This is a genomic window from Curtobacterium sp. S6, assembly GCF_000710345.2.
Taxonomy (GTDB): domain Bacteria; phylum Actinomycetota; class Actinomycetes; order Actinomycetales; family Micrococcaceae; genus Rothia.
In genome coordinates, this window is the sequence record NZ_KL537415.1 from 76,420 (window position 1) to 103,213 (window position 26,794).

The 26,794-nt window shown below is 63.5% G+C and carries 19 protein-coding genes; 9 read left to right on the forward strand and 10 right to left on the reverse strand.

Going from position 1 to position 26,794, the window contains the following annotated elements; translation table 11 throughout:
• The 3 genes from hutG to hutU are packed head-to-tail and all read right to left on the reverse strand — an operon-like array spanning position 1 to position 3,855.
• Positions 1–990 carry a formimidoylglutamase gene (gene hutG / locus CURSPS6_RS11345; RefSeq protein WP_051687974.1) on the reverse strand — a complete coding sequence of 330 codons (990 nt, stop codon included), beginning with the start codon at positions 988–990 and terminating at the stop codon, positions 1–3.
• A complete protein-coding gene (hutI, locus tag CURSPS6_RS11350; protein ID WP_030016315.1) occupies positions 983–2,176 on the reverse strand; it encodes an imidazolonepropionase in 1,194 nt (397 codons plus the stop codon). The genes hutG and hutI overlap by 8 nt, the downstream gene beginning before the upstream one ends.
• On the reverse strand, positions 2,173–3,855 hold the full coding sequence (hutU, locus tag CURSPS6_RS11355) for a urocanate hydratase (RefSeq protein ID WP_030016317.1): 1,683 nt from the start codon (positions 3,853–3,855) through the stop codon (positions 2,173–2,175). Before hutU ends, hutI begins: the two co-directional genes overlap by 4 nt.
• Before the next feature lie 178 nt (positions 3,856–4,033).
• Between hutU and hutC the strand changes: the two genes are divergently transcribed.
• The gene (gene hutC, locus CURSPS6_RS11360; protein ID WP_035811278.1) at positions 4,034–4,810 is read left to right on the forward strand and encodes a histidine utilization repressor; all 777 of its coding nucleotides are present in this window, start codon (positions 4,034–4,036) and stop codon (positions 4,808–4,810) included.
• 101 nt (positions 4,811–4,911) lie between these two features.
• Here hutC and CURSPS6_RS11365 read toward each other — a convergent pair whose 3' ends face one another.
• On the reverse strand, positions 4,912–5,670 hold the full coding sequence (locus tag CURSPS6_RS11365) for an EGFR-like transmembrane domain-containing protein (protein ID WP_030016319.1): 759 nt from the start codon (positions 5,668–5,670) through the stop codon (positions 4,912–4,914).
• Between the two features lie 141 nt (positions 5,671–5,811).
• A complete protein-coding gene (locus tag CURSPS6_RS11370) occupies positions 5,812–6,879 on the reverse strand; it encodes a GmrSD restriction endonuclease domain-containing protein (protein ID WP_235503768.1) in 1,068 nt (355 codons plus the stop codon).
• A 243-nt stretch (positions 6,880–7,122) separates the two neighbouring features.
• On the opposite strand from CURSPS6_RS11370, the gene aroQ reads away from it, so the two are divergent.
• Positions 7,123–7,932: a gamma subclass chorismate mutase AroQ gene (gene aroQ, locus CURSPS6_RS12425; protein WP_082470518.1), complete on the forward strand. Its 810-nt coding sequence runs from the start codon at positions 7,123–7,125 to the stop codon at positions 7,930–7,932.
• 1,813 nt (positions 7,933–9,745) lie between these two features.
• Here the strand turns inward: aroQ and CURSPS6_RS11385 are convergent.
• From CURSPS6_RS11385 to CURSPS6_RS11395, 3 genes are all read right to left on the reverse strand, one after another.
• Positions 9,746–12,922, reverse strand: a complete 3,177-nt coding sequence (locus tag CURSPS6_RS11385) for a type I restriction endonuclease subunit R (protein ID WP_082470519.1) — start codon at positions 12,920–12,922, stop codon at positions 9,746–9,748.
• Complete coding sequence (locus CURSPS6_RS11390) at positions 12,919–14,037, reverse strand: restriction endonuclease subunit S (RefSeq protein ID WP_152978145.1); 1,119 nt, start codon at positions 14,035–14,037, stop codon at positions 12,919–12,921. Before CURSPS6_RS11390 ends, CURSPS6_RS11385 begins: the two co-directional genes overlap by 4 nt.
• Positions 14,038–14,132: 95 nt before the next feature.
• Positions 14,133–15,866: a type I restriction-modification system subunit M gene (locus tag CURSPS6_RS11395; RefSeq protein WP_030016327.1), complete on the reverse strand. Its 1,734-nt coding sequence runs from the start codon at positions 15,864–15,866 to the stop codon at positions 14,133–14,135.
• A 192-nt stretch (positions 15,867–16,058) separates the two neighbouring features.
• Here CURSPS6_RS11395 and CURSPS6_RS11400 point away from each other — a divergent pair, with 192 nt between their 5' ends.
• Together CURSPS6_RS11400 and CURSPS6_RS11405 are read left to right on the forward strand one after the other, a co-directional pair.
• The gene (locus CURSPS6_RS11400) at positions 16,059–16,379 is read left to right on the forward strand and encodes a hypothetical protein (protein WP_030016329.1); all 321 of its coding nucleotides are present in this window, start codon (positions 16,059–16,061) and stop codon (positions 16,377–16,379) included.
• A 362-nt stretch (positions 16,380–16,741) separates the two neighbouring features.
• The gene (locus CURSPS6_RS11405; protein ID WP_030016331.1) at positions 16,742–17,758 is read left to right on the forward strand and encodes an MDR family oxidoreductase; all 1,017 of its coding nucleotides are present in this window, start codon (positions 16,742–16,744) and stop codon (positions 17,756–17,758) included.
• Positions 17,759–17,862: 104 nt separating this feature from the next.
• Here the strand turns inward: CURSPS6_RS11405 and CURSPS6_RS11410 are convergent, their stop codons facing one another.
• Both CURSPS6_RS11410 and CURSPS6_RS11415 read right to left on the reverse strand, forming a co-directional pair.
• The gene (locus CURSPS6_RS11410) at positions 17,863–18,711 is read right to left on the reverse strand and encodes an arylamine N-acetyltransferase family protein (RefSeq protein WP_051687977.1); all 849 of its coding nucleotides are present in this window, start codon (positions 18,709–18,711) and stop codon (positions 17,863–17,865) included.
• A gap of 44 nt (positions 18,712–18,755) precedes the next feature.
• The gene (locus CURSPS6_RS11415) at positions 18,756–20,204 is read right to left on the reverse strand and encodes a sugar porter family MFS transporter (protein ID WP_030016335.1); all 1,449 of its coding nucleotides are present in this window, start codon (positions 20,202–20,204) and stop codon (positions 18,756–18,758) included.
• A 293-nt stretch (positions 20,205–20,497) separates the two neighbouring features.
• On the opposite strand from CURSPS6_RS11415, the gene CURSPS6_RS11420 reads away from it, so the two are divergent.
• From CURSPS6_RS11420 to CURSPS6_RS11445, 5 genes are all read left to right on the forward strand, one after another.
• Entirely contained in the window at positions 20,498–21,091 is a 594-nt protein-coding gene (locus tag CURSPS6_RS11420) for a hypothetical protein (RefSeq protein WP_030016336.1), read from the forward strand.
• A 62-nt stretch (positions 21,092–21,153) separates the two neighbouring features.
• Entirely contained in the window at positions 21,154–21,849 is a 696-nt protein-coding gene (locus CURSPS6_RS11425; RefSeq protein ID WP_051687978.1) for a hypothetical protein, read from the forward strand.
• A 75-nt stretch (positions 21,850–21,924) separates the two neighbouring features.
• Positions 21,925–22,809 (forward strand): PRD domain-containing protein, encoded by an 885-nt coding sequence (locus tag CURSPS6_RS11430; protein WP_235503769.1) that lies wholly within the window; start codon positions 21,925–21,927, stop codon positions 22,807–22,809.
• A 99-nt stretch (positions 22,810–22,908) separates the two neighbouring features.
• Positions 22,909–23,904: a glycosyltransferase family 2 protein gene (locus tag CURSPS6_RS11435; protein ID WP_051687979.1), complete on the forward strand. Its 996-nt coding sequence runs from the start codon at positions 22,909–22,911 to the stop codon at positions 23,902–23,904.
• Positions 23,905–24,307: 403 nt separating this feature from the next.
• Entirely contained in the window at positions 24,308–26,719 is a 2,412-nt protein-coding gene (locus CURSPS6_RS11445; RefSeq protein WP_152978146.1) for a S8 family serine peptidase, read from the forward strand.
• Positions 26,720–26,794 lie beyond the last annotated feature (75 nt).

The window sequence follows — 26,794 nt, forward strand, 5'->3', positions numbered from 1 at the left end:
TTAGTTCTGCGACGCGGTCGCGATGCGGTGCACCAGTCGCGCGGCGGTGCGCGCGGTGCGTCCATCGATGTCAAAGGTGGGGTTGAGCTCCGCGACGTCGCAGACCGCGAGCTTGCCGCTCGAGGCCACGAGATCACAGGCCAATTGGACGTTCTCCAGCGGAACCCCGTAGGCCGCCGGCGCGCTGACGCCCGGGGCCGTCGAGGCCGGCAGCCCGTCGAGGTCGATGGTCAGGTAGATCAGGTCGACGTCGTCGATCATTCCGGTCACGAAATCACGCACCTGGTCGCGGTCGGCGACGGAGCAGTCCTCGTCCAGCAGATAACGGACGCCGTACTTCTCGGCGGTGTCGAACAGGATCTGGGTGTTGCTCGGCTGGCTGATACCCAGGACCCCGTACTGGAAGTCCGTCCCGGCGGCCTCTTCGGCCTCGAGCATCTGCCGGAACGGCGTGCCCGAGCTGGGGACGGGATCGGGGCGGAGGTCGAAGTGCGCGTCCAGGTTGAGGACGCCGAGCTTCTTGCCGCGTCGTCGCGCGGACGCGGCGACGCCCTGGTAGGTCCCGAAGGCGATCTCGTGACCGCCGCCCAGGATGAGGGGCAGGCGCTCGGCATCGATGACGCGGCGCACGGCTTCGCCCAGGCGTTCCTGGCCAGCTTCGAGCCGGTCGTCGGTCACCGCGACGGTTCCGGCGTCCCACGCGCGGATATCCGCGTCGCGATCCGACAGTGCCAGTCCGCCGAGGGTGCCCCGCAGGGCTTGGGGGCCCGCGGCGGCCCCGCGACGGCCCTTGTTACGCTCCACGCCTTCGTCGCTCGCAAAGCCCAGGTAGACGACGCCGCCGGGGGCTTCCGCCTCGGCCTGAGCCGTGTACGGCGAGACGACCTGGTGCCAGCGTCGATGTTCCCGGGCCTGGCCGTCGGTTCGCCCGGTCCATTCCTCGGCGGGGCGGTCAACGGCCAGAGCCGATCCTTCAGTAGTTTCAGTCATGAATAACCTCCGCGGCCTGATACGAGAGCTTGCCCTTCTTCCACACCTGAGACACCAGCGGGACCCCGGGCCGATACGCGAGGTGCAGGTGGTTGGGGGCGTCCAGGGCGATCACATCGGCCCGCGCACCGGGACGCACCACGCCGACGTCGTCCCTCCGCAGGGCCCGCGCGCCACCGGCCGTGGCCGCCCAGACGGCCTCGTCGGCCGTCATGTGCAGGTCCCTGACCGCGAGCGCGATGCAGAACGGCAGGCTCGTGGTGTAGCTCGTGCCCGGGTTGCAGTCCGCGCCGAGCGCCACCGTGGCTCCGGCGTCGATGAGGTCGCGGGCCCTCGGATATTCGTTGCGGGTCGAGAAGTCGGCGCCGGGGAGCAGGGTCGCGACCGTCTGGCTACCGGCGAGCGCCTCGATGTCGACGTCGTTGATGTGGACGACGTGGTCCACCGACGCCGCACCGAGCTCGACGGCAAGTTGAACGCCCGGACCCTGGTGGAGCTGGTTTCCGTGCACGCGCGGGGTGAGCCCGTGGTCGATGCCTGCCTGGAGCACCTTCCGGGACTGCTCCTCGTCGAAGGCGCCCTGCTCGCAGAAGACGTCGATCCAGCTCGCCTTGTCGGCGCACTGGGGGATGATCTCCTCGACGGCGACGCGGACGTAGGCGTCCGTGTCTCCCTCGTACTCCGGGGGCACGACGTGCGCGGCGAGCAGCGTGACCTCATCCGCTAGCGACCCGGCGACCTCCAGGCTGCGTCGTTCGGCCTCGACCGATTGGCCGTAGCCGGACTTGCATTCCACGGTGGTGGTTCCGGAACGCAGCGACTCGTCGATCAGGCGCCGCATGTTGGCGCGCAGCTGATCCTCGCTGGCCTCGCGGGTGTGCTTGACCGTCCCACGGATGCCACCCGCGGTGTACTTCTGCCCGGCCATACGGGCGGCGAATTCCTCCGAGCGGTCGCCGGAAAAGACCATGTGAGAATGCGATTCCACGAATCCCGGGAGGAGGGCACGGCCGCCGAGGTCCCGGGCGGAATCCGCCGCGGGAGCCTGCGCGCGCGGCCCGACCCAGGCAACGGTCTCGCCGTCGAGAACGACCGCGGCGTCGTCGATCAGGCCGAGGCGTCCGCGTCCCAGCTCGGGGTCGTTGGTGACCAGCTCGGAAATTCCGGTCAGCCGTGTGGAACTCATGCGTCTCCTTCCGTCATCGGGATGCGGACGCCGCGCTCACGAGCGACATCGGCGGCGTGCTCGTAGCCGGCGTCCACGTGGCGAATCACGCCCATTCCGGGGTCGTTGGTCAACACGCGCTCCAGCTTCTGGGCGGCCAGGTCCGAACCGTCGGCGATGCACACCTGGCCGGCGTGGATGGAGCGTCCCATGCCGACGCCGCCGCCGTGGTGGATCGACACCCAGGAGGCGCCCGACGAGGTGTTGACCAGGGCGTTGAGCAGCGGCCAGTCGGCGATGGCGTCCGAGCCGTCCTTCATGGATTCGGTCTCGCGGTACGGCGAAGCCACCGAACCCGAGTCCAGGTGGTCGCGGCCGATCGCGATCGGGGCCGAGAGCTCGCCGTTGGCGACCATCTCGTTGAACTTCATTCCGGCGCGGTGACGCTCGCCGTATCCGAGCCAGCAGATGCGGGCCGGCAGGCCTTCGTAAGCGACCTTGTCCTCGGCCATGGTGATCCACCGGCGCAGGTGATCGTTCTCGGGGAACAGCTCCAGCAGGGCGCGGTCGGTCGCCTCAATATCCTTGGGGTCGCCCGAGAGCGCGGCCCAGCGGAACGGCCCGAGCCCTTCCTCGAAGAGGGGCCGGATGTAGGCGGGGACGAATCCGGGGAACTCGAAGGCGCGGTCGTACCCGGCCTTGCGGGCCTCGTCGCGGATCGAGTTGCCGTAGTCGAAGACCTCGGCGCCGCGGTCCTGGAATTCGACCATCGCCTGCACCTGAGCGGCCATGGCCTCGCGGGACTTCTTGGTGAACAGCTGGGGGTCGCGCTCGGCCTCCTGCTGCATGTCGGCGAAGGGGATCTCGATCGGCAGGTAGGCGAGCGGATCGTGGGCCGAGGTCTGGTCGGTCACGATGTCGATCGGGGCCTCGCGCTGAAGCAATTCAGGGAAGACGACGGCCGCATTGCCCTCGAGACCGATGGACAGCGGCTTCTTGGCGTCGCGGGCCTCGATGGCCAGCTCGAGCGCGTGATCGAGGTCCTTGGCCTTGACGTCGAGGTAACGGTGCTTGATGCGGCGGTCGATGCGCGACTCGTCGCAGTCGACGCAGATCGCGACGCCCTCGTTCATGGTCACGGCGAGCGGTTGGGCCCCACCCATACCGCCGAGGCCGGCCGTCAGGGTGATGGTTCCGGCGAGGGTGCCGCCGAAGCGCTTGCTGGCCACGGCGCCGAAGGTCTCGAAGGTGCCCTGGAGGATGCCCTGGGTGCCGATGTAGATCCACGAGCCAGCGGTCATCTGGCCGTACATCATCAGGCCTTCTTCCTCGAGCTTGCGGAAGTCGTCCCAGTTGGCCCAGTCACCCACGAGGTTGGAGTTGGCGATCAGGACGCGCGGGGCCCACTCGTTGGTGCGGAAGACGCCGACCGGCTTGCCGGACTGCACGAGCATGGTCTCGTCGGACTTGAGGGTCTTGAGGGTGCGCACGATGGCGTCGTAGGCTTCCCAACTACGGGCCGCCCGACCGGTGCCGCCGTAGACCACGAGGGAATCGGGGTGCTCGGCGACCTCGGGATCGAGGTTGTTCATGAGCATGCGCAACGCGCCCTCCTGCTGCCACCCGAGGGTCGTGAGCTCGGGGCCGCGAGGTGCCGAGACGGGACGGGGCTGGTGGTTGGGTGATGAAACGTCGTGCATCGGATGACTCTCCTTAGTTGAGCGGAATGAGCGGCGTCCCCGGGCTTCCTCGCCTGGGAGACACATTTCGTCAAGTCGTGGGTCTCCCGCGGTCTCTTCGAGGGAAACGTAGATCACAAAGTGGCCTATGTCGTATAGTCCTGTATATACAACCGCTTGTCAAGGAGAAAGGAGCCCTGTGGATATCCAACAGTTCACGGATACCTACGAGGACCTCGGTGTCCACAGCGACCCCGCGTACCGCAGGATCATGCGGGTCATCCAGGACGGCGTGACCGCCGGGACCTGGTCTGCCGGAGAACAGATTCCTTCCGAAAACGAACTCGTCGAGGCCCTCGGGCTGTCCCGGATGACGATCAACCGGGCCTATCGCGAGCTCAGCTCGCACGGGGTGCTCACGCGGGTGAGGGGCGTCGGCACGTTCATCGCCGATCTCAAGACGCCCACGTCGCTCGTGGAAATCCGCAATATCGCCGACGAAATCCACGAACGCGGCCACGCGCACCGCACCGAGGTGCTTTTCCAGCGGGCCGAGACGGTCGAGGGGGATGCCGAGTGGCTCGAGTCGGACGGCCTGACCGGAACCGTCTACCATTCGTTGATCGTCCACTACGACAACGGCGTTCCGCTTCAGCTCGAGGACCGTTACGTGGCGCCCTCGGCCGCCCCGGACTACCTGGACCAGGACTTCACCGTGGTCACGCCCAACGACTACCTCACCCAGGTGGCTCCCCTGACCCGCGGGCGGCACGTGGTCGAGGCGGTGCTCGGCGACGAGCACGAATGCGAGCTGCTGGGCATCGACGTCGCGGAACCCTGCCTCATGGTGCGACGTCGCACCTGGTCGCAGGATGGTTTAGTGAGCCTGGCCCGGCTCATCCAACCCGGGTCGAGGGGCCGGCTGGAAGGCGAGTTCGGGCAGGAGGACGGCCACGAACGATCGGCCTCCACCTGACCGACGGATGCGCCCACGGGATACCGCCGAAGAACTTCTCCTCGGCAGTGGACGAATGAGGCGCTTCCTCGGCGGCAGATTGTTGGCTCGGTTCTGGCCGATTAGTCATTGGCCTGCACCTGATTTCTCTCGACGGAGCGCGCCAACCCGGAGACGGACACCCCATTGAACTGTTCCACGAAATTCTCGGGGCCAACCTCGCCTTCGAGGAGCGGACGCATGGCCCAGTTCCCGTAATCGAGACGGTATTTCACCTGGCGCATCAGGCGCGTGAAATCGTAAATGGTGGCGCTCATCGCCAGTTTGTCGCCCCGAATGCTCTTGGCCGTCAGGGTGATGCCGTTTCCCGACTGCCCCAGCTTGAACACATCAATCTCGTGATACGCCATGCGACGTTCCCGACCCCAGAGACTGCGCCAGCGAACCTCCATGTCGTCGAATTCCATGTAGAAATTCCGGTACCACGCAATGAACATGATTCCGAAGAGCAGGCAGATGAAACCGAAGATCCCCATGCCCAGAAGGGACGGGTCTGACGTCAACAAGCTCAAGAGGGCAACGACGACCAGGATGCCGCCCACGACCGCAAAAGCCCAGCCGATGATCGGAATGATCCGCAGCATCCGCTGCCTCTTCACCGGAACAGGCTGATTGCCGTTAGTACGCCCGGCCGCCATATATTCGGGCGACCCAGGATAAGCCTGCGGCCCGCCGTTTCCGGCACTGAACCCGTAAGGTTGCGGGGCGTTTGAACGGTCGGCCTGCTTATTCTTGCGACGACCGAACCACGAAGCGATGGTGGTGACGACGACCATCACGATCATCGCCCCACCGACGGAAATCAGGGTGTGCATGGGCATGGGTAACTGGCTCCTTAAGTGGTTCGAATACCGTCCGTTTCGCGAGGCCGCGACCTGCTTGACCCACGAATGGTTCAGCGGGGAATGTTCACCCCGAACAAAAACGGGGCGTCGTCACTGAATGACGACGCCCCGTCGGCATCACTTCTTCGCTTCGCAGGCGACCCCGTCGCCGTCGCGGTCCAGCTTCGCGGAATAACCGGGCTGTCCCATGAGCAACGGTGCGGCCCCGGCAGCCCGCGCCTCGGAACAATTGGCGTAGACGACGCCCTCCTGAGCGGGGACCTGTTGGACCGGCGCTTCCTGGACCGGCGCCTGCTGGACCGGCTCCGGCTGAACCGGTGCCGCCGGGGCCGGTTCCTGGGCCGGTGCCTGGGTCGGAACGGCTTCCTGCGTCGGGGCCGGAGCGGGGGCCGGCGTCGTGGCGGGTGCCGGCGTCGGCGCGGGCGACTCGGTCTGCTTCACCGGCGAGCCGTTCACCTCGGGTCGGTCGTTTCCGTCCGGGAGCTGCTCGCCCGGGCAGGACTTCAGGACGCCGCTCATGGCCGACTTCTCGGCCTCGGTGACCCAGAGGTGATACGTGCTCTTGACCGCGATCTGGCGGGCGACGTAATCACAACGGAATGACTTGTTGGAGGGCAGCCACGTCGCCGCGTCCCCGTCGGACTTCTTGGAATTGGTGGGGCCGTCCACGGCCAGGAGGTTCAGGGGATCGTTGGCGACCTCGGTGCGGGTCTTCTTGCTGAGCTGTTGCGCCCCGGTCTGCCACGCGTCGGACAAGGAGACCACGTGGTCGATCTGAACGGCCTGGGACGTCTTCTTGCCGGACTTAAAGTGGATCTCCTTGCCCGTATAGGGGTCGGTCAGATCGCCCTTCGTGACCTTGCAGTCGTGGGTCCCCGCCTTGAAGGTGATGTTGGTGAAATCCCGGCCCAGGACATCGTTGCGGGTGTCGCAGCCGTTGTGGTCGGTGTCGGTCCAGGCCTTGCCGAACTGCTTGCGCGAGTAGTCGGTCTTGGGCGCACGGCCCTTGACCTCCAGGGTGTCAAGCACAGCGGCGGCGTCCTTCCCGCTCGTGGAGGCGGTATTCACGACGTCGACGGGCGCCGGCTGAGTGGCCGAGGCCGCCTGGATGTTCCCCACCCCCAGGCTCGCGCCGACGAGGCCGAGCACGGCGAGCATCAGGGCGCCACCGCGGACGTTCTTCACGCGGTTTCGACGGGGGTGATTCTGGGCAGGAAGCGCTGAGGGCATGGTGGCTCCGGGGTGTGTGCGAGGTGGTTGACGACGTGAGTATATTCGAAAATCCCTCTGTGACTGGCTGAAACGCTAATATTTCGAGGCCATGCCACGGAAGGAGTTTCTCGTAGCGCGGCGGGGTCGCGAAGGGATCCTTGGCGATCACCGCGAGCAGGGTTTCGGCCTTGGGTTTCGGCCCGGAATCGAGGCGAGATGCAGAGTCCCTTGGATGGCTCTCCAGCCATCTTCACCCACGAGAACGCCATTGCTTCGCTGACCAGCATTGACATACTTTCGGGCGTCAGTAATCTTTTGATTCCGCGGAGGCGATTTCCCCGGACCTTCTGCGGGGAGGCGCCACGCACCGAGTCGGTTGATCGCATTCCTCGCTTTGAAAGGAGAGGGACCTTGGCGTGGAAAGGTTTTGCCCGTTCTGGACGGTGGCTGATCGTGGGTGGCGTGGTCACCGCGTTGGTGATGTCATCCCCCGCAGGAGGCACCCCAGCACGTGCCGCTTCGACTAACGGTTCGGCCGCTTGTATGTGTGCCGAGTCCGAGAACGACCGGTCGCTGAGGCAAGCCCTCCAGGCGGTGAGCAAGCGGCTCTTGGCGGCCCGTGAAGTGGCGGCCTATAAAGAGATCCACCATCTTCCGATTTCTGATCCTGATCGCGAAAAGGTCGTCATCGAGGCCGCCGTCAAGAAGGCGGAGGAACTCGGGGCCGATCCCGAGCTTGTTCGTCAAGTCGTGGTCGATCAAATAGAAGCCAGCAAAATCGCGCAAAAGGGGTACCAGGAGCTGTGGTCGACGCACCCCGAACTCCGCCCCGAAAACCCATCATTGGACCATGCCCGTGAAGAGATCTCGCAGAGCACCGCACTTCTGGTCGAAAGCTTGGTCTATCTCAAGGGTGGCGAAGCCCAGCAACACGACGTGCAAGATTTAGTGGAGAAACTGAAGAACCAGGGGCTGCCCTCGTCGCCAAGCGACCACGCCGCAGGGAGGGCTTTATCCACCATCTGACGACGTTTGCCAACCATTAAGTTCATGAGGCAGACATAGGCCCCTCGCGCTGGCCCGACGACTCCCAGCAGGCGTCCTCAACCTGAAGCTGCCTAGGGGATCTCTTCGCCGACACGTCAAAGGCCAGGTGTGTGCCTGAAAGTATCAGGCCCACACCTGGCCCCATTTCTCAAGAAGTGCCTTAGAGGATTCCGAGGTTGTGGAGGATCTGCAGAATCTGCTGGATGATTGCGATTCCGCTGTTGATGATGCCCTGGATGTCCATGTCGGACCTTTCGAGTGATCTACCTATACGAATGAATAGTGTACTGGAGAGTACACTATCCTGGCAGGAGGATAGAACAACTCCCCGTAAAGGTCAATAATTAGCCCTAGAAAATAAATGACTTTCAGGTAACTACCAAGCCCCGTCGCAGAAATCCCTGCCAACCGGGTCACCGAAACTACCGTTGGATGCGTCGCGTCCGGGAGCTGTAGGGATGGCAACCTTCTGTTCACAAGGAGCGAATTACTCATGAGTCAGCGCCGCATAGCCGTTGTGACGACGGCATCCGCTGGGGTAGCCTTCTTGCTCGCTCTTGGTCTGACACTAGTTGCCAGAGGAGCGGCAATGCTTATTCTTCTGGGATTTACCGCGGTGATAGCGCTGTCGGCCACCTTCTATTGGTCGATGAAGTTTCGCCAATAAGGGCAGAAACCCTTCCCGCCCTCAGGGCACCTCGAACTCACTTGGCGAGCGATCCAATCAAATCTAAGACCATGAGCGCTTTCAGGCACACAACGACAATGCAGGTCATCATCCCGCCCGGCGCAAACCCTCTTCGATCCAACCTCGGATCAGCTCCGACTTAGTTTTTCCTTGCGCCGCAGACAGCCCATTGATCGCTTCGTTAACCTAGGCGGGCACACGCACACGTAGCATCGGAGACTCCCCCGCACCCCGCCCCCTTTGGGCACTGAGGGCGGGTCGTCCACGACGTAGGTCAGCGTCACTGATTGAATCCAAGCCATCGGTCCCGTAGACCTCGCGCAGGATAGATTTCCCAGCTTCGGCCGCATCAGCGTCATGCAGGGCCGGAGTATTCGTATCCTGGGCCATCGCCCCAGTCTCGGCGTCTTGGGCCAACTGATCCCAGTACCGCTTCTGATAGCGAGTCACGATCTTGCCTCTCTCTTTCCGCGTCCCAGCAGGACAAACGTCTTAGTGCGCACGACCACCGGTTTCCATTGCGTGGAAGACCACGTAGTTACCCTCAGAGAACTAGATAAAAACCTCTGCCCAACGATCCGTCTGGGCATGAACCGGGCCGATGAACTTGAAGGCCCGGTCTCCATGACGATCAATAAAAGAGAGCCGCTCAATCGCATGAGAGAACACGTAGGCAATCTCGCGCTCGGTTAACCCGTGCTTGAAAGCTGTGTCTCTGTATTCCACACCCACAACACTTATTGCACCCCAAAAATGGGGCACAACCACGTGGTGGTGCCCAACTACCCACCGCCCAAGAGAAGCCCCATGCGTAGCCCACCAAGGCCAGTAACCCCTCCCCGGAGCGACTCAGAAAGGGCAACGCCATGAAGCGGATCGTCCAATGCGAACGCGACGCGTACTTTCGATGGACGTGGATCGCAAGAGTTTCACTGTCCGACCTTCGCATCGACGGGGGGCGTCGGGTCATTTTCTTCCCCATACACCGCCAGAACGAAACGATCGTAAGGGTCACGAAGCAGGACGTCACGCCGCAAATTCTCAACCAGGTGGCCGAGAACCAACGTCGTGAAAATTAGCGGCGGAAAGCCCCTACTCTGAGCGTCACCGTGAACCTGCTCCGACCTGCGACCGGTAGAACGCCCGTCCGATCAACTGACGCGCACGCTCTGCATGGAGATCGCCAGCGAAGATGATTTCACCGACCCTGCTCAGGACTTCTCCGGCGCCAAGTACGGCCTCATCGGTGCCGGCTTGGAGGTCTGGGCTCTCTTCAAACTGGCTCTGACTGTTCGAATGCGCCTGCCGCACCAAAGTCTCGTCTTCACCGAGCTTGGCGATGATCGTCGCCAAAGCACCCTCGGTGGTCTCCTCGGATTCACCCAACATGTTCGACAATTCACGCACTACCTCGAGAAGGGCAACCCTCTTCGAGTCCCGTGCCTCGCCGGTCGCGACGGCCGTCGTGCCGGTCACGATGCCGCCGCCGGAAATGTCGATATCAACCGGTTGTTCTTCGACGAGCTGCAGTCGAGTCAGCTCGACATCGGAGAGATCAATATTTTCCGATACTTCGGTATCTCTCAGATGGGGTGCGAGGAGCCGTATATAGACCGCCTTCTTCGCCAGGTCCGTATCCTCGTAATCAACGACCTGAGTCATGAAGTCGTAGAAGTTCAGGAACGAGGTCGTGTTCTTACGGAACAACTCAAGCTCGTTGACCTCGATGCGGTCATCGGTCAACTGCGCGTGCTTCCACCTGTCCCTGAAGCGCTTCTTGGCCGGCCCCAGGCCGGCCGCGATCTTGGCATTGACCTTGGTGCCTGACCCGGTGCCTTCGGTCAAAAACGCCGTTGCGACGTCGTCGATTTCATCATTTTCGTAGATATCGGCGCTATCGAGCTTGGAAACGATATCCCAGATCAGATTCGGGTCCGTGGTCTCGTCGATCCTGGCGTCGTTGAAATAGGGTTCGAAGGATGCCTGGATTTCTGCGGGGTCGTTGACGAAATCCACGACCTGGGTCATCGCGGCGGTCTTCTTCGTCCCCTTGGCCGTCGTGTGCGTTCGATTCAAGCGGGATAACGTCTGAACCGCCGTGATACCCGAGAGCTTTTTATCGACGTACATGGCACACAGCAACGGCTGATCGAAGCCGGTCTGGAATTTGTTCGCAACGATCATCACCCGGTATTGCTGGGATTTGAATTCCTGACGCAAATCACGCGCGCCCGCATCGTTCATGGTTGTTTCGGTCAGGGTCTCCAGGCCGAGCTCTGTGCTGGTCTCGGCGTCTTCGACCGTGCCGGAGAATGCCACAAGGGTCCCGTAGTCCAGGCCCATGGTTTTGATGTACCGGTCGATTTCGCGCTTATACCGCACGGCACCGAGACGGTTGGGCGAGACGACCATCGCCTTAGCCGAGCCATCAAGCAGATGGGCGACGTTGGCTCGGAAGTGCTCGACGATGATCGCGGCCTTCTGCGCGATCGTGATGGGGTTGACCCGCACCCATTGCATCACCTTTTTCCGCGCCTCGGTCTCGTCGACCTCGATATCCAGTGATCCGGCGATCTTCTCCCCGAGGTCGAAATACATCTTGTAGGTCCGATATCCGCGCAACACATCGAGAATGAACTCTTCCTCGATCGCCTGCTTCATTGAATACAGGTGGAACGGCCTGGGCTCCCCCTCGTCGCTGTCACGGTGACCGAATAGCTCAAGAGTCTTTTTCTTCGGAGTCGCGGTGAAGGCGAAGAATGACGTCCCTTCATGCGAGGCGCGGGCCGCCATCTCATGGCTGAGCATCTTGTTGATCATCATTTGCTCGGCATCGACCTCGACCTCGCCGGTCTCGGCCAGTTCCTCCCGCTGTTCGGCGGTCAGCACTTTCTTCAGGCTCGCCGCGGTACTGCCCGACTGCGACGAGTGGGCTTCGTCGGCGATGACAGCGAACTTCTTCGCCTTCAGGTCCGAGGCGTTCTGGAGCTTGTCCAGGATGAAGGGGAACGTTTGAATCGTGACGACGACGATGAGTTTTCCCGACTCGATGGCATGCCCGAGGGCCCCGGATTTGGAGGCCGTGTTCTCCTCTCGGAGCCCGGCGTATTCCCGGATGGCTTTGTCATCAATAGTCGCCACAATCGACTGATTATCGGTGTCGATCTGGCGGATGGCCTCTTGCAACTGTGCGTCGAGGACATTGCGGTCGGTGACAACGATGACCGTATCGAAGACCTTCTGATTATCGACCTGAATCCGTGCCAGGCGGTGTGCAAGCCAGGCAATCGAATTCGTCTTACCCGACCCTGCCGAGTGCTGGATAAGAAAACGTCGATCAGGATCCGGGGAGGTCACCGCTCGCTCGAGCTTCTCCACCACGTCCCATTGATGGAAGCGGGGGAAGATCAGCGTGTACGAACGCTTTTGGCGGCCCGTGTTGTCACGGGTCCGAGACTCGGAAATCCAGATATACCGCGAAAGGATCGCCAACCACGCATCACGCTGGAGAACCTGCTCCCAGAAGTACGCAGTCTTCTGCCCGTTCGGATTCAGCGGGTTACCCGCTCCCCCGTCCTCGGTTCCGCGGTTGAACGGCAGGAACCGCGTCTTGGCTCCGTCGAGTTTGGTGGTCATCCAGACCTCGTCCTCGGAGACGGCGAAGTGCACCAAGGCGCGGGTTCCGTTGCCCAGCAACGCGAAGGGCTTCTTGCCCTTGGGTTGAAGCACCCTGTCCCGGTACTGCTGTTTGGCGTTTTCGACCGTTTGGGTGTTCTCGGTTTTGACCTCGGCGGTCGCGACGGGGACACCATTCAGGAAGAACACCAGATCGATGGAGTTATTGCCGTCGCCGTAGTGGACTTGGCGCATGACCCGTAGCCGATTCGCCTCATACCGTGCCAGCGTCGACGGGTTCAGTGAGGTCTCGGGCTTGGCCTGCATCATGTCGAACTTGGCGGAACCGGCACCCAGACCGGCGACGTTGAAACCCTTGCGCAAGGTTCGCAGGGCCCCCTCGCGGTCCGTCATGGGCTTGTCCAGGCTAGCGGTCAGCCGGTCCAGCAGCATCCGACGACGTTTGGGTTCGTCCGGGGAGCCGGGCTTGATGAACTTCTCGAACGTCTCCTTTTGGGTCTCTTGTAGCCAGCCGAACACGTCCTCCGGCACGAGCACGCGGTCGACATCGTAGAGGTCGTCGTTCTCGGAGTAGAGCCACCCGTGCGCCGCCAAGTACTCAGCAAGCTCACGCTCGAACTCGATCTCCTTGTGCTGACCACTCATGATGCCGTCCTTACATCGATCTGACCGGTGACTGCTGCGGTGATGAGCGCCGCGCGACGTTCCTGGGAGAGGGCGATGAGGTCCTCGGATTCGGAGATGAGCTCGTCTATGCGGGAGGACGCTGACTTCCAACGATCAACTAGTTGCAGTTGGCGTTCCGTCCCGATGTCAGGGATACGCAACCTTCTGAGCGCTGAGACATTGAAGTGACTCTGGATAGCACCTACCGAACCGTCCGTAATTTGGGCGGCCGCCGCGTGGGAGTTTAGAAACGCTTCCAAGAAGTCAGAACAAAGCGAGGGTTTCGCTCTAATAATCAACAAGTCGATTGCATTGAAGCCCTCGAGGGTATTAGGAACAACGGCGGCTGCGCCGGCCTGACCAGTTCTAACAACAACGACATCGCCCGATTTCAGTCTTGACTTACGGTGCAGCTGGTCACCTTCTCGACTCAAGTGAACCAAGCTCGTGGGGTCAATATATCCGCGCTTCACGTTTGCACCGCGCAGAGCTGGAACTCCCCCTCCACCGTACTCATACCATTTGGCCGGAGTGACTACGATGCCGACCGTAATCTCATCAACTAGCTGCTTAAGAGGAGCCGTGATTTCGCTCTTAGCCCCAAAAAATTGGTGCGACAGAGAATCTCGACGTTCCCGCAGCGTTTCGATGAGGCTGCGCTGCTCGGTGATCAACTCGTCGATCTTCTGCGTCTCGCGGCCCAGATAGTCAGCAATAGCTCGCTGCTCGTCGAGGGGTGGTATGGGCAACGCGATTCTCTTCATAGCTGAATATCTTGTGGACCACAGGTCCGCAACTATGCCGCTTCCCCACCGGTAGAACTCTTCTTGGAAAGCTGAGCTTCTAAGTAGGTGGTGGGTGAAATTGAGATCGAGGCCCTCCCGCGGGCGGAGGACGGTGTAAACAACAGAGACACTGCCATCCAGCTCGGATATTCCCGAGGAGCCCTTACGGTCTGAGCGGGAATTGATCACAAAATCACCCGCACGCACCAGCTTCCGGGCTTCTCCATTTTGGGATTTGGCGACATCGCCCAGCTGGGGCACTACTCCCTGCTTAGTTACCGAAAGTGCTGGAAAAGCGCTATCGCTCACGGATTCCTTACGCTCATCGAAGAGCGCCCCAACCGGAACGAGTCTCCAATGCTGCGGAAGGGAACCAACCCACTCTGGGGCTTCCCTAACCGTACTCACGCCTCCACCGCCTTCAACAGCGTCAGGATCTTGGCGACCTTAGCCTCTAGTTCCTTATCGATCTCCTCGAGGGGACGCGGCGGCACGTACTTGTAGAAGATCCGCGTGAACGGGATCTCGTAGCCGACCTTGATCTTCTTGGGATCGATCCAGGCGTCGGGCACATGCGGTGCCACCTCGGCGTCGAAGTACGCCTTGATCGTCGCGTCCCTGCCGTCAGCACCCTCGGTGTTGCCGCCGTAGGTGAACGGCACGTTCTCGGTGTCGCGCTTCTTGCTGTCCGGCTTCGGGTTGCCCTTCCGATCGCGGACCACCTCGCCGTTCTCGTCGAGCAACGGCCGCTCAACGGTAATGGTCCAGTACCCGAACTCGCTGGTGGGCAAGATCTTGGAATGCTCACCTTCCTCGTGAGCGTCGTAGATCCCCACGATCTCATCGCGTTGAGCAACGGAAATCTCACGGCGCTTGGACCCCATGCCCTTACGCATTTTGGTCCACATGCCACTGGCATCAATCAGCTGGACGGTCCCGCGTCGCTCGGGCTGTTTGTCGTTGTCGAGGATCCACACGTAAGTGGCGATACCGGTGTTGAAGAACATGTCGGTGGGCAACGCGATGATCGCGTCCACGAGATCCTCTTCGAGCAGCCATTGCCGAATCTTGGACGGCCCCGACTCGGCGGCACCGGTGAACAGAGGCGATCCATTCAGGACGATGCCGGCCCGGCCACCACCTTCATGAGCCGGCCGCATCTTTGCCACAAGGTGCTGCAAGAACAGCATCTGCCCGTCGCTGACCGGCGGTAATCCTGCGTTGAATCGGCCTAAACCTCCGGCGCGATGCTCTTCCTTCACGAAATCCTCGGCGGCCTTCCAGTCGACCCCGTACGGCGGATTCGAAAGGCAGAAGTCGAAGGTCCGACCGTAGAACCGATCATTGATCAGGGTGTCGCCCTTGCCGATATTGCCGATCTCCTGGCCCTTGGAAATCATGTCCGACTTACAAATCGCGTACGACTGTCCGTTGATTTCCTGGCCGTACAAAGTCAACCGCGCGCTGGGGTTGCGCTCGTGCAACCGCTCTTCGGCCACCGACAACATGCCGCCTGTACCTGCGGTGGGGTCATAGACCGTGCGGACCACGCCCTCACCGGTCAGCGATTCCTGTTCCTCGGCAAAGAGAACGTCGACCATCAAACGAATCGCATCGCGAGGCGTGTAGTGCTCGCCAGCTTCCTCATTCGAGGCTTCGGCGAATTTGTAGATCAGGTGTTCGTAGAGGTCGCCCATCTCCGCGTTGGTAATGGCCTCCGGGTGCAGGTTCACCCCGGCGAACCTCTCCACGACCAGGTAGAGACGGTTGTTCTCGTCCAGGATGTTGATGACCTGTTCGAAGCCGAACTGTTCGAAGACATCGATGTTCGACGAGAAGCTGGTGACGTACTCGATGAGGTTCTCGCGGAGCTGGTCCGGGTCCTCGAGCAACCGGTCGAAGTCGTATTGGCTGGTGTTATAAAACGCCAAGCCCGTGGCCCTGCGCATCTGGGCGTCCAGAACGCCCCCGGTATGTTTCTTCGCCAGGGCCCGCATCTGATCCCTGTTTGAGGCCATCAGCGCATCAAGACGGCGCAAGATCGTGAACGGCAGGACGATGCTGCCGTACTGATGCGGCTTGTACACGCCACGGAGTTGATCAGCGATCGACCATACAAAGGGCCCAAGGTTGCTCATGCGAAGAATCGGCTTTCTCTAGAAAAGTGTCCCCTCTCAGGCTAGATGGTGCTCCCTGGATCCATGCGTTTCTGCCCCACTCGGAGCGCGAAGAAGTCGCGGTAGGCGAAAGCGCCGGCCTCATTCCTCGGCGCCATATCCCGCCGGGCAAGATCTCGGTATCCTGGATTTCCACCCACCCAGGAGGATCACGTGAGCCCATCCCCACGCCATCCGGAAGAGCATCATCCGTCCGAACACGACCTCTCGGATGTGCATGCCCGGGACCTCTTCGAACACGAATTCCCGACCACGGAATTCCCTGTGGAGGAGCCGCCCTCGGATGAGGAAGATTTCGCCATCGAGGGTTACCACCCCCGCGAGGAGATCTACCCCGACGGCATCCCGCCTGAGCTGCGCGACGCCGAGATCGACGACGGTCCGCGCGGCATAGGCCCGGGTCGCATCCTCGCGTGGCTCGCGGCGGTCGTGCTCATCGTCGCGGTGCCGCTGACATACGTCATGAGCCTCTAGGCGTCCAAGGCCTCCGCCTGCCGACATCCCGGTCACGGGGTCCTGGACTTTAAGACGCTGTGCGAAGCGCGGCGCACCGTGTGCCCTTCCCGGCCCACAAGCTCCCATCAGCAAGGAGAGCGGCGCGTCATTCCGGGCGACAAAAGTGTCCGCCGTCACCATGCCGAAGGGTTCGTCCGCGGCGAGATCGCTCCCCGCTCACGGCCGTACTTGCTCCGTCGACGCCCGCCGCAGGACACTGTGGTCAGTTACGTGATGCCGCACATAGCGCGACCGTGTCTGTGTGGACCGAGCATCGAACGCGTGACGCATGCACACCAATGTGCAGGTAGCCATTTGGTGGAACAGCAAGGAGGTTGCCCATGAGCTTCCGCGGAATTGTCATCGAACAGACCGTCGAGAAGGGCCGGATCCGGGACCACAGCGCCGAAATCCAAGATATTCCAGAAAGTTTTCTCGAGGGGTCGGGCGGTGACGCGCCCGTTGATATCGACGTCATGTACTCCGGCATCAACTACAAGGATGGCTTGGCGGTGGCCGGCAAGCCCGGCGTCGCACGGACCTCGCCCTTGATCCCAGGAATCGACCTCGTCGGCAAGGTCACCGCGTCGAAGGATGATCGGTTCAGCTCGGGCCAGACGGTCGTGCTGACCGGTGGCGGTGCCGGCGAATCGGCCCACGGCGGTCTCGCAACCCGGGCGCGCGTCTCGGGCGAATACCTGGTCGCGTTGCCGGAAGGCTTTGACGCCCGTCGGGCAGCCGCGATCGGCACCGCCGGATTCACCGCGATGCTGTCGATCCTCGCCCTCGAGCGGGAAGGCCTCACGCCCGACGACGGCCCCGTCGTCGTCACCGGTGCGGCCGGCGGCGTCGGGTCCACGGCGATCGCCGTTCTGGCCAAGCTCGGGTACTCGGTCACTGCCGCGACCGGCCGCGTCGAAAGCCAGGGCGACTACCTGCGCAAACTTGGCGCAACCGACATCATCGACCGCAGCGAGCTGTCCGAAAAGGGACCGGCCTTGCAGAAGCGCCGGTGGGCCGCGGGCCTCGACACGGCGGGGTCCACGACCCTGGCGAACATTCTCTCCCAGACCCAGGACGAGGGCGTCGTGACCACGTGCGGACTCGCGCAGGGCCCGGATCTACCGGCGACGGTCATGCCGTTCATCCTTCGCGGCGTCACCCTCGTGGGCATCAATTCCGTGACCGCACCTCGCGCGGTGCGCGAACAGGCGTGGAAGCGGCTCGCCGATGACCTCAGCACCGACCTGCTGGACCAGATGACCGACGAGATCACCCTGGACGACGTCCCCGCCCGTGCGGACGCCATCCTGGCGGGAGAAGTCCGCGGGCGCACCGTCGTGTCCGTGAACGGCTAGAGAAGACGATGCGGTCGTGCTGGGCCGCGAACTGGCTGCGGCCCTCGGCCCATCACCCCGGCAGGCCCCCGAAGATCCGCCGCCGGCCGGGCGATGGCCCGGGGTTAGTCGTCGGGCAATTCGGTCTGCATCGTCTCGACCACCGCGATGAGCCGTTCGCGCTCCCGGCAGTCGATCCGCACCCCGGCGTCTTCAACTGCGGCCACGACCTCCGCGGGCGACAATCGCTCCTGGCGGGTCTCCTGCCCCCGCTCGCGGACCGTGCGTCCAGCCTCGGTCACGGTCACGTGGCCGTTATCGGTGTGCCGCATGACCATCAGGTGCCGCGTGAACGGGCCCAGGGTGGTCATCGAGGTGACCGCGTGGCCGGCGGACACATCCGCCGGAACCACCGGTAGCTCGTCGATGACGTGCTGCACCTCCCCGTCGCGGCGGAACTCCCACGCCGTCGAGGCACCCTGCCCGGTCCGGGCCAGGGATAACACACGGTCGTTCTCGACGTGCTCGGCGCCGTCCTCCCACGGCATCGGCTCACACAGGCTAAACCCGAACCCGGGATCACAGAGGTAATCGCGTCCGGCAAGGCTCACGCGGACGGTCAGGTGGGTGCGGGTATTCTCCGGGCCTCCCACGCGGCCGAGGTGGCGCGTGACCGACAATCCGAGGCGTTCCAGGATCCCGGCGAACAGCTGCGCGTGCTCGAAGCAGTATCCCCCGCGGCGCCGTTCCACGAGTTGCGCGAAGACCACCTCGGGCGTAACCCCAGGATGGTCCCCCAGCAGGACCTGCACGTTGCTGAACGGCAGGCTCCGGACGTGCGCGGTGTGCAACGCCTTGAGCGTTTCCAGGTCGGGTGCGGCCTCGCCGAATTCGGCAGGGAGGCCCACGGCGCTGAGGTACGCGGCGACGTCGTACGCGCCGACGCCCCACGACGAACGGTCTGCGGTGTCCATGGGCTCCCCTCTTTCGACGACGGTCCCCAACGGGACCCGTGGAATTACAACTTCGGCATCCGGGCCTTCTGTCGACGCGGCACGGTCAGGGTGTCCGTCTCCTCGAGCGCAACGCCCTTGGTCTCCGGGATGAAGAAGTACGCGAAGGGCAGGCTGATCAGGGCGAACAGCGCGAACAGGCCGTAGGAGAACGCCAGCGAGAATCCGGCAAGAACCGGGAAGAGCATGCTCACCGCGAAGTTCGCCAACCAGTTGGCGGCGGTCGCGAGCCCCATGGCCTTGGCGCGGATCGTATTCGGGAACACCTCGCCGAGCATGAGCCACAGCAGCGGTCCCCAGGTGGCACCGAAGGAGATCACGAAGATATTCGCGAAGACCAAGGCGATCGGGCCCCACGCGCCCGGCAGGGACGGGCTGCCGTCGACGGTCACGGACTGCGTGAACGCGATGGCCATGATCGCGAGGGACACGAACATGCCGATCGATCCGCCCAGCAACAAGGGACGACGCCCGATCTTGTCCACCAGGCCGATCGCGATCAGCGTGACCAGAACGTTGGTGACCGAGGTGATCACCGAGATCATGAACGAATTGGACTCGTCGAAGCCGACCGAGCTCCACAGCGTGGTCGAGTAGTAGAAGATCACGTTGATGCCCACGAACTGCTGAAGGACCGCCATGATGATGCCGACCCACACGATCGGACGCAGGCCAAACGCCTTGCCCCGGATCGATCCGGAGTTGGCCTGCCGGTCGGCCTCGATGGCCTCGGTAATCTCGGTCATCTCGGACTCCACCTTGTCCGAGGCGACGATGGTTTCAAGGACGCGGTGCGCATCCTCGACTTTGCCCTGGAGCACCAGCGAACGCGGCGATTCCGGGAGCCCCCACGAGACGATGCCGTACACCACGGCCGGGATGACGCCGACGATGAACATCCAGCGCCACGCCTCGATGCCGAACCAGAGCTGATTCACGGCGCCTCCGGCGCTGTTGGCGATCACGGCGTCCGAGAGCAGGGCCACGAAGATACCGATCGTGATGGCCAGCTGCTGCATCGAGCCCAAACGGCCGCGGCTGTCCTTCGGGGAAATCTCCGCGATGTACGCCGGGGCGGTCACCGAGGCGATGCCGATTCCGAGACCACCGATCACGCGCCAAGCGGTCAGGTCCCATTCGTTGAAAGCCAGGCCCGCGCCGAGCGAGCTGGCGAGGAAGAACACCGAGCCCAAGACCATGGCCTTGGTGCGCCCCCACTTATTGGAGATCGGACCCGCGATCCACGCGCCAATGGCGCAACCGAGCAACGCGCTGGCCACGGCGAAACCCGTCATGGCCGAGGACAGATGGAAGGTTCCTTGGATCGAATCGACCGCGCCGTTGACCACGGAGGAATCGAAACCGAAAAGGAAGCCGCCGAGGGCGCCCGAGAATGCGAGGACCTTAACGCGCCGGCTGGAGCGCGCAGCGGATCCGGTGGGAGAAGTACTCATGCTTCTCGCTCCTTTGAGAGGGGTCATGAAAAAACGAAAATCTACCCTACAAGCTACTCCTGATAGCCGGGCGTCGCGCCCCCGAAAAAACGAACCGGACTAGGGGATCCTTCGCATCGGGCGACGCACCGGGGCGCAAAATTTTCGCGGGCCGCTCTGTCCCGGAGCCGAAGACCGCCGCGTCGGAATCATTGTCAGGTCTACCCCGAACTACAGGCCCCTCCACTGACCGGGAATTGCGGAATTGACATGATTTTTCATGACACTTCCCGCACCAATCCGGAGAAATACTCATGCGAAAATTCCTCGTGGCCGTCCTGACCACCGTCGTCGTCATCGCCGCCCTGGCGGCGGTCACCGCCGTATGGGACCGCTCGGCCGCCGCAAAACGCGAACAATCCGCGCAACGGGCCGTTGAGACGGTCGTGCCTCAGGACCGGATTTCGAGCGTCGACATCCACGGGCTGCCCCACATCATGTACCAGGTCATGGACATGGACTCGACCGCCTACGTGGACGTCAAGCCATCCGGCCAGGCCAAGGAAGAACAGTTCATCGTCAATAACGTCAAGGACGACTCCTACGGCAACTTCACGCGCCTCCTGCGGTTCCCCAAGCCCTCGGCGGAGGTCAAGCCTGCCCCCAATCCCGACGGCAGCTTCACCAATAAGGCCACCGTCAACGGCGAACCCACGGAGTACACGGTCGTCCAGGACACCGTTGCCCCGGGCGGCAACCTCCAAATCCGCGACCAAACGGGAAAGATCGTGGTGGATTCCCCGCTCGAGACCAAGAAGACCGCACATATCGGGCAACCGTTCGTGATGGATGACAACATCTCGGTCGACGTCAGCTACGACGCGGATTCCGCGACGACCGGGAGCTGAGCGCGACTGTCGACGGCAGTCATTGACTGTGTATCGTGGGACACACTTCTGATAGGAGGCCCATGAGCAAATCCCGCACGTCGAAAACTCGCAGGCCGAAAAAGGGCGCCCCGTCCGCCTCGCCGTCCACACCCGGACCGGAGAAGGATTCCCGGGCTCCGGAGTCCGCCGCGGACCCGGCCGCCGGGACGTCGGCCGAGGCCTCGGTCAGCGACGGCGGGTCGGATCGGGCCTCCGAGCGGAAGGGTGCCCCCGACGCCGCGGCCGAGGGCCAGACGTCCCCCGAGTCCCGTCCGGGCTCGGATGCCGCCCGCAAGACCCCCGAGCGCGCGTCGCCCGACGCCGCGCGCAAGGCCCCGGACGCCGCACGGAAGGAACCCGACGCGGCCCGAAAAGCCCCTGAGGCTGCCCGCACCTCGCCGGATGCGGCCCGGACCGCCCCCGACGCCGCGCGCAAGGCCCCGGATGCGGCCCGCAAGGCTCCGGATGAAACGACCCCGGGCGCGGCCGCCGATGCCGATGCGAACGCCACCGACGGTCAGTCACCCGCCTCGCCCGCGTCCCCGGGACCGGCCGCCACCGCGACCCCCGGGTCACGACCACAGGCCGCGCAGGCCTCCACCGGCCCGCGGATCGCCAAACACCCCGCGGGCCATACCACCAATACCGTGATCCTGACAGGACTAATGGTGGTGAGCGTGGCACTTCTCGCGGCTATTTTCGTGGCCCTCGTCGTGTTCAAGGCTCCGGGATTCTAAGATTTGAACACAGTGGTTCATCGAGGCTAACCGAGCCGGCCCATTTTCGCCGGGCGACGTTGGCGAAAGGAAGGAATGGCAGACGTGCGAATCCTTCGAATATTCAACAACAACGTCGTCCTCGCGGAAACCGAGACCGGTGACCAGGTCGTGGCGATCGGCCGCGGCCTGGCCTTCGGCAAAAAGAAGGGCCAGCTCGTCGAGGCCGAAGCGGTGGCCCAGAAGTTCTACCCGGAACACCAGGGGGAAGAACAACTCACCGCGATGCTCTCCGAAATCCCCGCGGACGTGCTCTCTGTGGCGACCGATCTGGAAAGAATGGCCCGCGAGGACATGGGCGCGAGCATCTCGCACTCTTTCATTCTTCCGCTCGCGGACCACATCAACTACGCGATCGTTCGCGCCTCCGAGGGATTGCGCATCGAATACCCCCTGAGCATCGAGGTCGAGCACCTCTACCCCAAGGAGACCGCCTTCGGTCGCCGGGCCATCGCCGTGATCAACGAGCGTCTCGGCGTGAACCTCCCCGAGGACGAGTCGACCCCCTTGGCGCTCCACCTGGTCAACTCGCAGTTCGCGACCGAGGATCTGGTCAAGACCTTCAAGATGACGGAGGTTTTCACCGAAATCTTCGACGTGATCTCCTCGGCCTACGGCCGCGAACTCAACCAATCGAACCTCTCCGTGGCCCGATTCGTCACCCACCTGCGCTATCTCTTCGTCCGCGCCGAGCAAGGACACCACGCGAGCACCGAGGATCCGGCGTTCCCCGCGATCCACGACGCCGTGCGGTCGGGGTACCCGCGCGCCTACGACTGCGCGTACAAGGTCGTGCTCCTCCTCCAGGTGCACCTGCGCCAGGAGCTCTCCGAGGACGAGCACACCTACCTGACCATGCACATCGCCCGACTCGCCACGGACCTCTGGGGCGACGATGCCTCGTCGTCTGCGAGACAATAGCAGCGGACGCATGAGCCGCCACGAGACCCTCCCCCGGAGACCACGCTCGGCATCGGCGGAACGCACCACAGAACGAGACCACCACAGGGAGATCAGCACGTGAACGCAGGCCAGCACCCGAGAACATCCATCGTCATGCCGGTCTACCGGACCGCGGCCCGGGTGGTCTCCTCGATCGAGTCCGTGCTGGCGCAGACCGATCCCGACTTCGAGCTGCTCGTCATGATCGATGGTTCCCCGGACAATTCCTCGGAGGTCATCGAGGGCTACCTCCGCGAGCACCCTGACGAGCGCGTTCGGGTCTTCGACAATCCCGTCAACGCCGGCGTCTCCGCGGTGCGGAATCAGGCCCTGGACGAGGCGCGCGGCGACTGGATCGCGTTCATCGACTCGGACGATCACTTCCGACCCAATTTCCTCTCGACGATGCACGCGTTCGCCGCGTCCTCCGACGCGAGCCTCGTGGTCTCGAGCCACACGCTCTTGAGCACCGACGGCACCCAGCGCGACCGTCAAGCGGGGTCCCCCGGCGTCCGGACGGGGCGGGACGCCGCGCTGGAACTGCTCTCGGATAACCTCACGCCCTACGTGTGGGACAAGCTGATCTCCGCCGAGTCCATCCGCGACGTTCGTTTCCACACCGACGTTCACCGCGCCGAGGACGCCCTCTTCTGCCTGGCCGCCTACGCGAATTCCCGCCGGGTCGCGGTGATCCCGACCTCCCTGTACGAATACACCGTGGACCCGCACTCCGCCACGTGGGGCAAGGTCACCCCGGTGACCGAGAGCGACACCCTGGTATCCCTGATGCGCGACGTCGCCGGCCCCCTTCTGAACACCTCGCGCGGGCGGAAGGCCTATGAGGTCTCTTACATCTTGACCTACCTCAACAACGCCCAGCAGGCCATCGTCATGGAGAGCCCGGACGGGAAAAAGGTCATCGAAGAGTGCCGGGAACGCATCGACTGGGCGAAGCTTCCCACGATTCTGCGGGCAAAACCGGTGTTCGGATTGGCCGGAATTCTGATCAAAGTCTCGCCGCGCCTCTACAGAATTCTCTACGGCGCCTATATCCAAAAGATGTACGGAATCTGACGTTCCCCGAAAATCCGCCCGACCGGGCCCGGACGAGCACCATGACGGTATCGTGCAAATTTTAAGTCCTTGACACCGAGGCATTCCTCAAACATGATTTCGAAAGAGTGCAAAATTTCATTCGTGGCCCCCACGAACGCGATTCCGCCTCGATCAATCTCACTCTTTCGCACCCTGAGTTGTTAAGGTCCCCATGCGTTCTCTCCGTACCCTGACCGCTGCCTGCCTTGTGGCTGGAGCCGTCGGCCTCGCCGCCACCCAGGCCTCGGCGGCCCCGCCCGCGGGCCCCACGGGCAAGTAGCAGTCCCAAGCCCAGTCGGGCGACTCCTCCCTGGCCAAGGCCACGGGTTCCGCCGCCAGCGTCCCCGCCGCGACGGTCGAGGACACCACGGACCGGGTGGTCGTGAAGTTCAAGGACAGCACGCCCGAGGCCACCAAGGACCAGGTCGTCCAGGACACCGCGCAAACCACCCCGGCCAAGGACGCCAAGATCGTCAAGACCTCGGCGGCGGATTCCGACGTCGTGCAGTCCTCCAAGAAGCTGAACGCCGCCGAGCAGGATCAGGTCGTCCAGAAGCTCTCGAACGAGCCGACCGTCGAGTTCGCCGAGGCGGACAAGATCGTCAAGAACGCGACCGCCGGCTACCCGACCACGCCGAACGACCCCTACTTCGGGCCGTACCAGTGGAACATGCGGATCATCGACGCGCCGGGCGCGTGGCAGAGCGCCACGGGCGCGGGCCAGACCATCGGCGTGGTGGATACCGGCACGACCAACCACCCGGACCTGAACTCGAAGGTCGTCAGCGGCTACGACTTCGTCTCGCCCGACTACGACCGCGACGGCGTGTACGGACGCGATTCCGATCCGACCGACCCCGGCGTCATGGCCGCGGGCGAAAACTGGCACGGGACGCATGTCGAAGGCATCGCGGGAGCCTCGACCAACAACGGCATCGGCGTCACGGGGGTCGCCCCGGACGCCAGGATTCAGCCGGTTCGGGCCTTCGGCATCGGGGCCTCCGGTTACGTGTCGGATTTCGCCGACGCGATCACCTGGGCCTCCGGCGGACGCGTCGCCGGGGCCCCCGCCAACCCGAACCCCTCGACCGTCGTCAACTTCTCGGCGGCCTGGCCCGGCCAGTGCTCCTCGATCCTGAAGTCCGCTATCGACGGCGCGTATTCCCGCAACGTTCCCGTGGTGGTGGCCGCCGGCAACTCCGGCGTCAACGCGAACGACGTAACCCCGGCCAACTGCCTGGGCGCCGTCGTGGTCGGTGCCACCGCGTCCTCGGACGTCATGACCGGATACTCGAACTACGGCCCGATGCTCGACGTCGTCGCCCCCGGCGGGTCCACCGGCCAGGACATTTGGTCCACCTACAACACCGGTTACTCGGCCCCCGCCGCGGCCTCCTACGGCACGTTGAACGGGACCTCCATGGCATCGCCCCACGTCGCGGGCGTCATCGCCCTGATGAAGCAGCGCAACCCGGGCATCGGCATCGAGCAGATCCGCAATATCCTGGTCTCGACGGGCAGCAACGTCGGCGGATACCCGCGGATCAACGCGAAGGCCGCCGTCAACGCGGTGGCGCCCGCGGCCGGTGCGACCCCCGTGGTCAGCGGCGGCATCAAGAACCTCTACGACGCGCTCGGCGGTTCGGGCACCTTCGGCTCGCCCCGGGCCAATGAACGCGGCGGGCTGGTCGACGGCGGCGTCTACCAGGAGTTCACCAAGAACTACACGATCTATTGGACCCCCTTCACCGGAACCCATTCGGTGAACTTCAGCGGGGCCATCGGCGCCAAGTTCAAGGCCGGCGGGTACGAGCGCGGCTACGGATACCCGACCTCGGAAGAGTTCAAGCAGAACGGCTTCTCCTACCAGTGGTTCAAGACCAAGTCGGGGAAGTCGACCCTGATCATGTGGACCCCGAGCACCGGCGCCCAGGCGATCAACGAGTCCGGCAGCATCGGTAATCGCTGGGTCCAGCTGGGCCGGGAGAACGGCTCCGGCTTCCCGACCAGCGACGAGGTCTCGAAGAGCGGCATGGCGTACCAGTGGTTCAAGAAGGGCAACACCAGCACCTTCTACATGTGGAGCCCCGCGACCGGTACCCACCTCATCAACGAGGGCAGCGGCATCGGGAGCAAGTGGGCCCAGGACGGGCGCGAAAACGGCTCGGGCATTCCCACGAGCGACGAATTGTCCAAGACCAACCTGGCCTACCAGTGGTTCAAGAACGGAAACGTCTCCAACCTGTACATGTGGACACCCGGGACCGGAACCCACACGATCAAGGAATCCGGAAGCATCGGAAACCGCTGGATTCAGCAGGGCCGAGAGAACGGCTCGGGCGCGCCGACCAGCGACGAGATCTCCAAGAACGGCACGGCCTACCAGTGGTTCGTCAAGGGCAGCACCAGTAGCTTCTACATGTGGAGCCCCGCGACCGGAACGCACATCGTCAACGAATCCGGCGGCATCGGCGGCAAATGGGCTCAGGACGGCCGCGAGAACGGCTCCGGGATTCCCACGAGCGACGAAATCACCAAGTCCAACCTGGCCTACCAGTGGTTCAAGAAGGGCGGGGTGTCCAACCTGTACATGTGGACGCCCGGCACCGGAACCCACACGATCGTCGAGACCGGCGCCATCGGTGGGGCGTGGATCAACAATGGCCGCGAGACCGGTTGGGGCGCGCCCACCACGGACGAATACCGCGGATCGGACGGCAAGGTCCACCAGAAATTCGCCAAGGGCGTCGAGGTCACCTGGTCCGCCTCGGAGGGGGTCCGCGTGATCCGCTGAGGCTCCGACCCCACGCACGACGACGCCGCCCGCGCCGCTGGTTTCTCAGCGGGGCGGGCGGCGTCGTTCCAGGTG

Coding starts and splice junctions, on each gene's coding strand:
- CURSPS6_RS11425 (WP_051687978.1), top strand. CDS start 21,154: ATGAGCAAATCCCGCACGTCGAAAACTCGCAGGCCGAAAAAGGGCGCC.
- hutU (WP_030016317.1), bottom strand. CDS start 3,855: ATGCACGACGTTTCATCACCCAACCACCAGCCCCGTCCCGTCTCGGCA.
- CURSPS6_RS11405 (WP_030016331.1), top strand. CDS start 16,742: ATGAGCTTCCGCGGAATTGTCATCGAACAGACCGTCGAGAAGGGCCGG.
- CURSPS6_RS11410 (WP_051687977.1), bottom strand. CDS start 18,711: ATGGACACCGCAGACCGTTCGTCGTGGGGCGTCGGCGCGTACGACGTC.
- hutG (WP_051687974.1), bottom strand. CDS start 990: ATGACTGAAACTACTGAAGGATCGGCTCTGGCCGTTGACCGCCCCGCC.
- CURSPS6_RS11420 (WP_030016336.1), top strand. CDS start 20,498: ATGCGAAAATTCCTCGTGGCCGTCCTGACCACCGTCGTCGTCATCGCC.
- CURSPS6_RS11415 (WP_030016335.1), bottom strand. CDS start 20,204: ATGAGTACTTCTCCCACCGGATCCGCTGCGCGCTCCAGCCGGCGCGTT.
- hutI (WP_030016315.1), bottom strand. CDS start 2,176: ATGAGTTCCACACGGCTGACCGGAATTTCCGAGCTGGTCACCAACGAC.
- CURSPS6_RS11385 (WP_082470519.1), bottom strand. CDS start 12,922: ATGAGTGGTCAGCACAAGGAGATCGAGTTCGAGCGTGAGCTTGCTGAG.
- CURSPS6_RS11430 (WP_235503769.1), top strand. CDS start 21,925: ATGGCAGACGTGCGAATCCTTCGAATATTCAACAACAACGTCGTCCTC.
- CURSPS6_RS11395 (WP_030016327.1), bottom strand. CDS start 15,866: ATGAGCAACCTTGGGCCCTTTGTATGGTCGATCGCTGATCAACTCCGT.
- CURSPS6_RS11365 (WP_030016319.1), bottom strand. CDS start 5,670: ATGCCCATGCACACCCTGATTTCCGTCGGTGGGGCGATGATCGTGATG.
- aroQ (WP_082470518.1), top strand. CDS start 7,123: ATGCAGAGTCCCTTGGATGGCTCTCCAGCCATCTTCACCCACGAGAAC.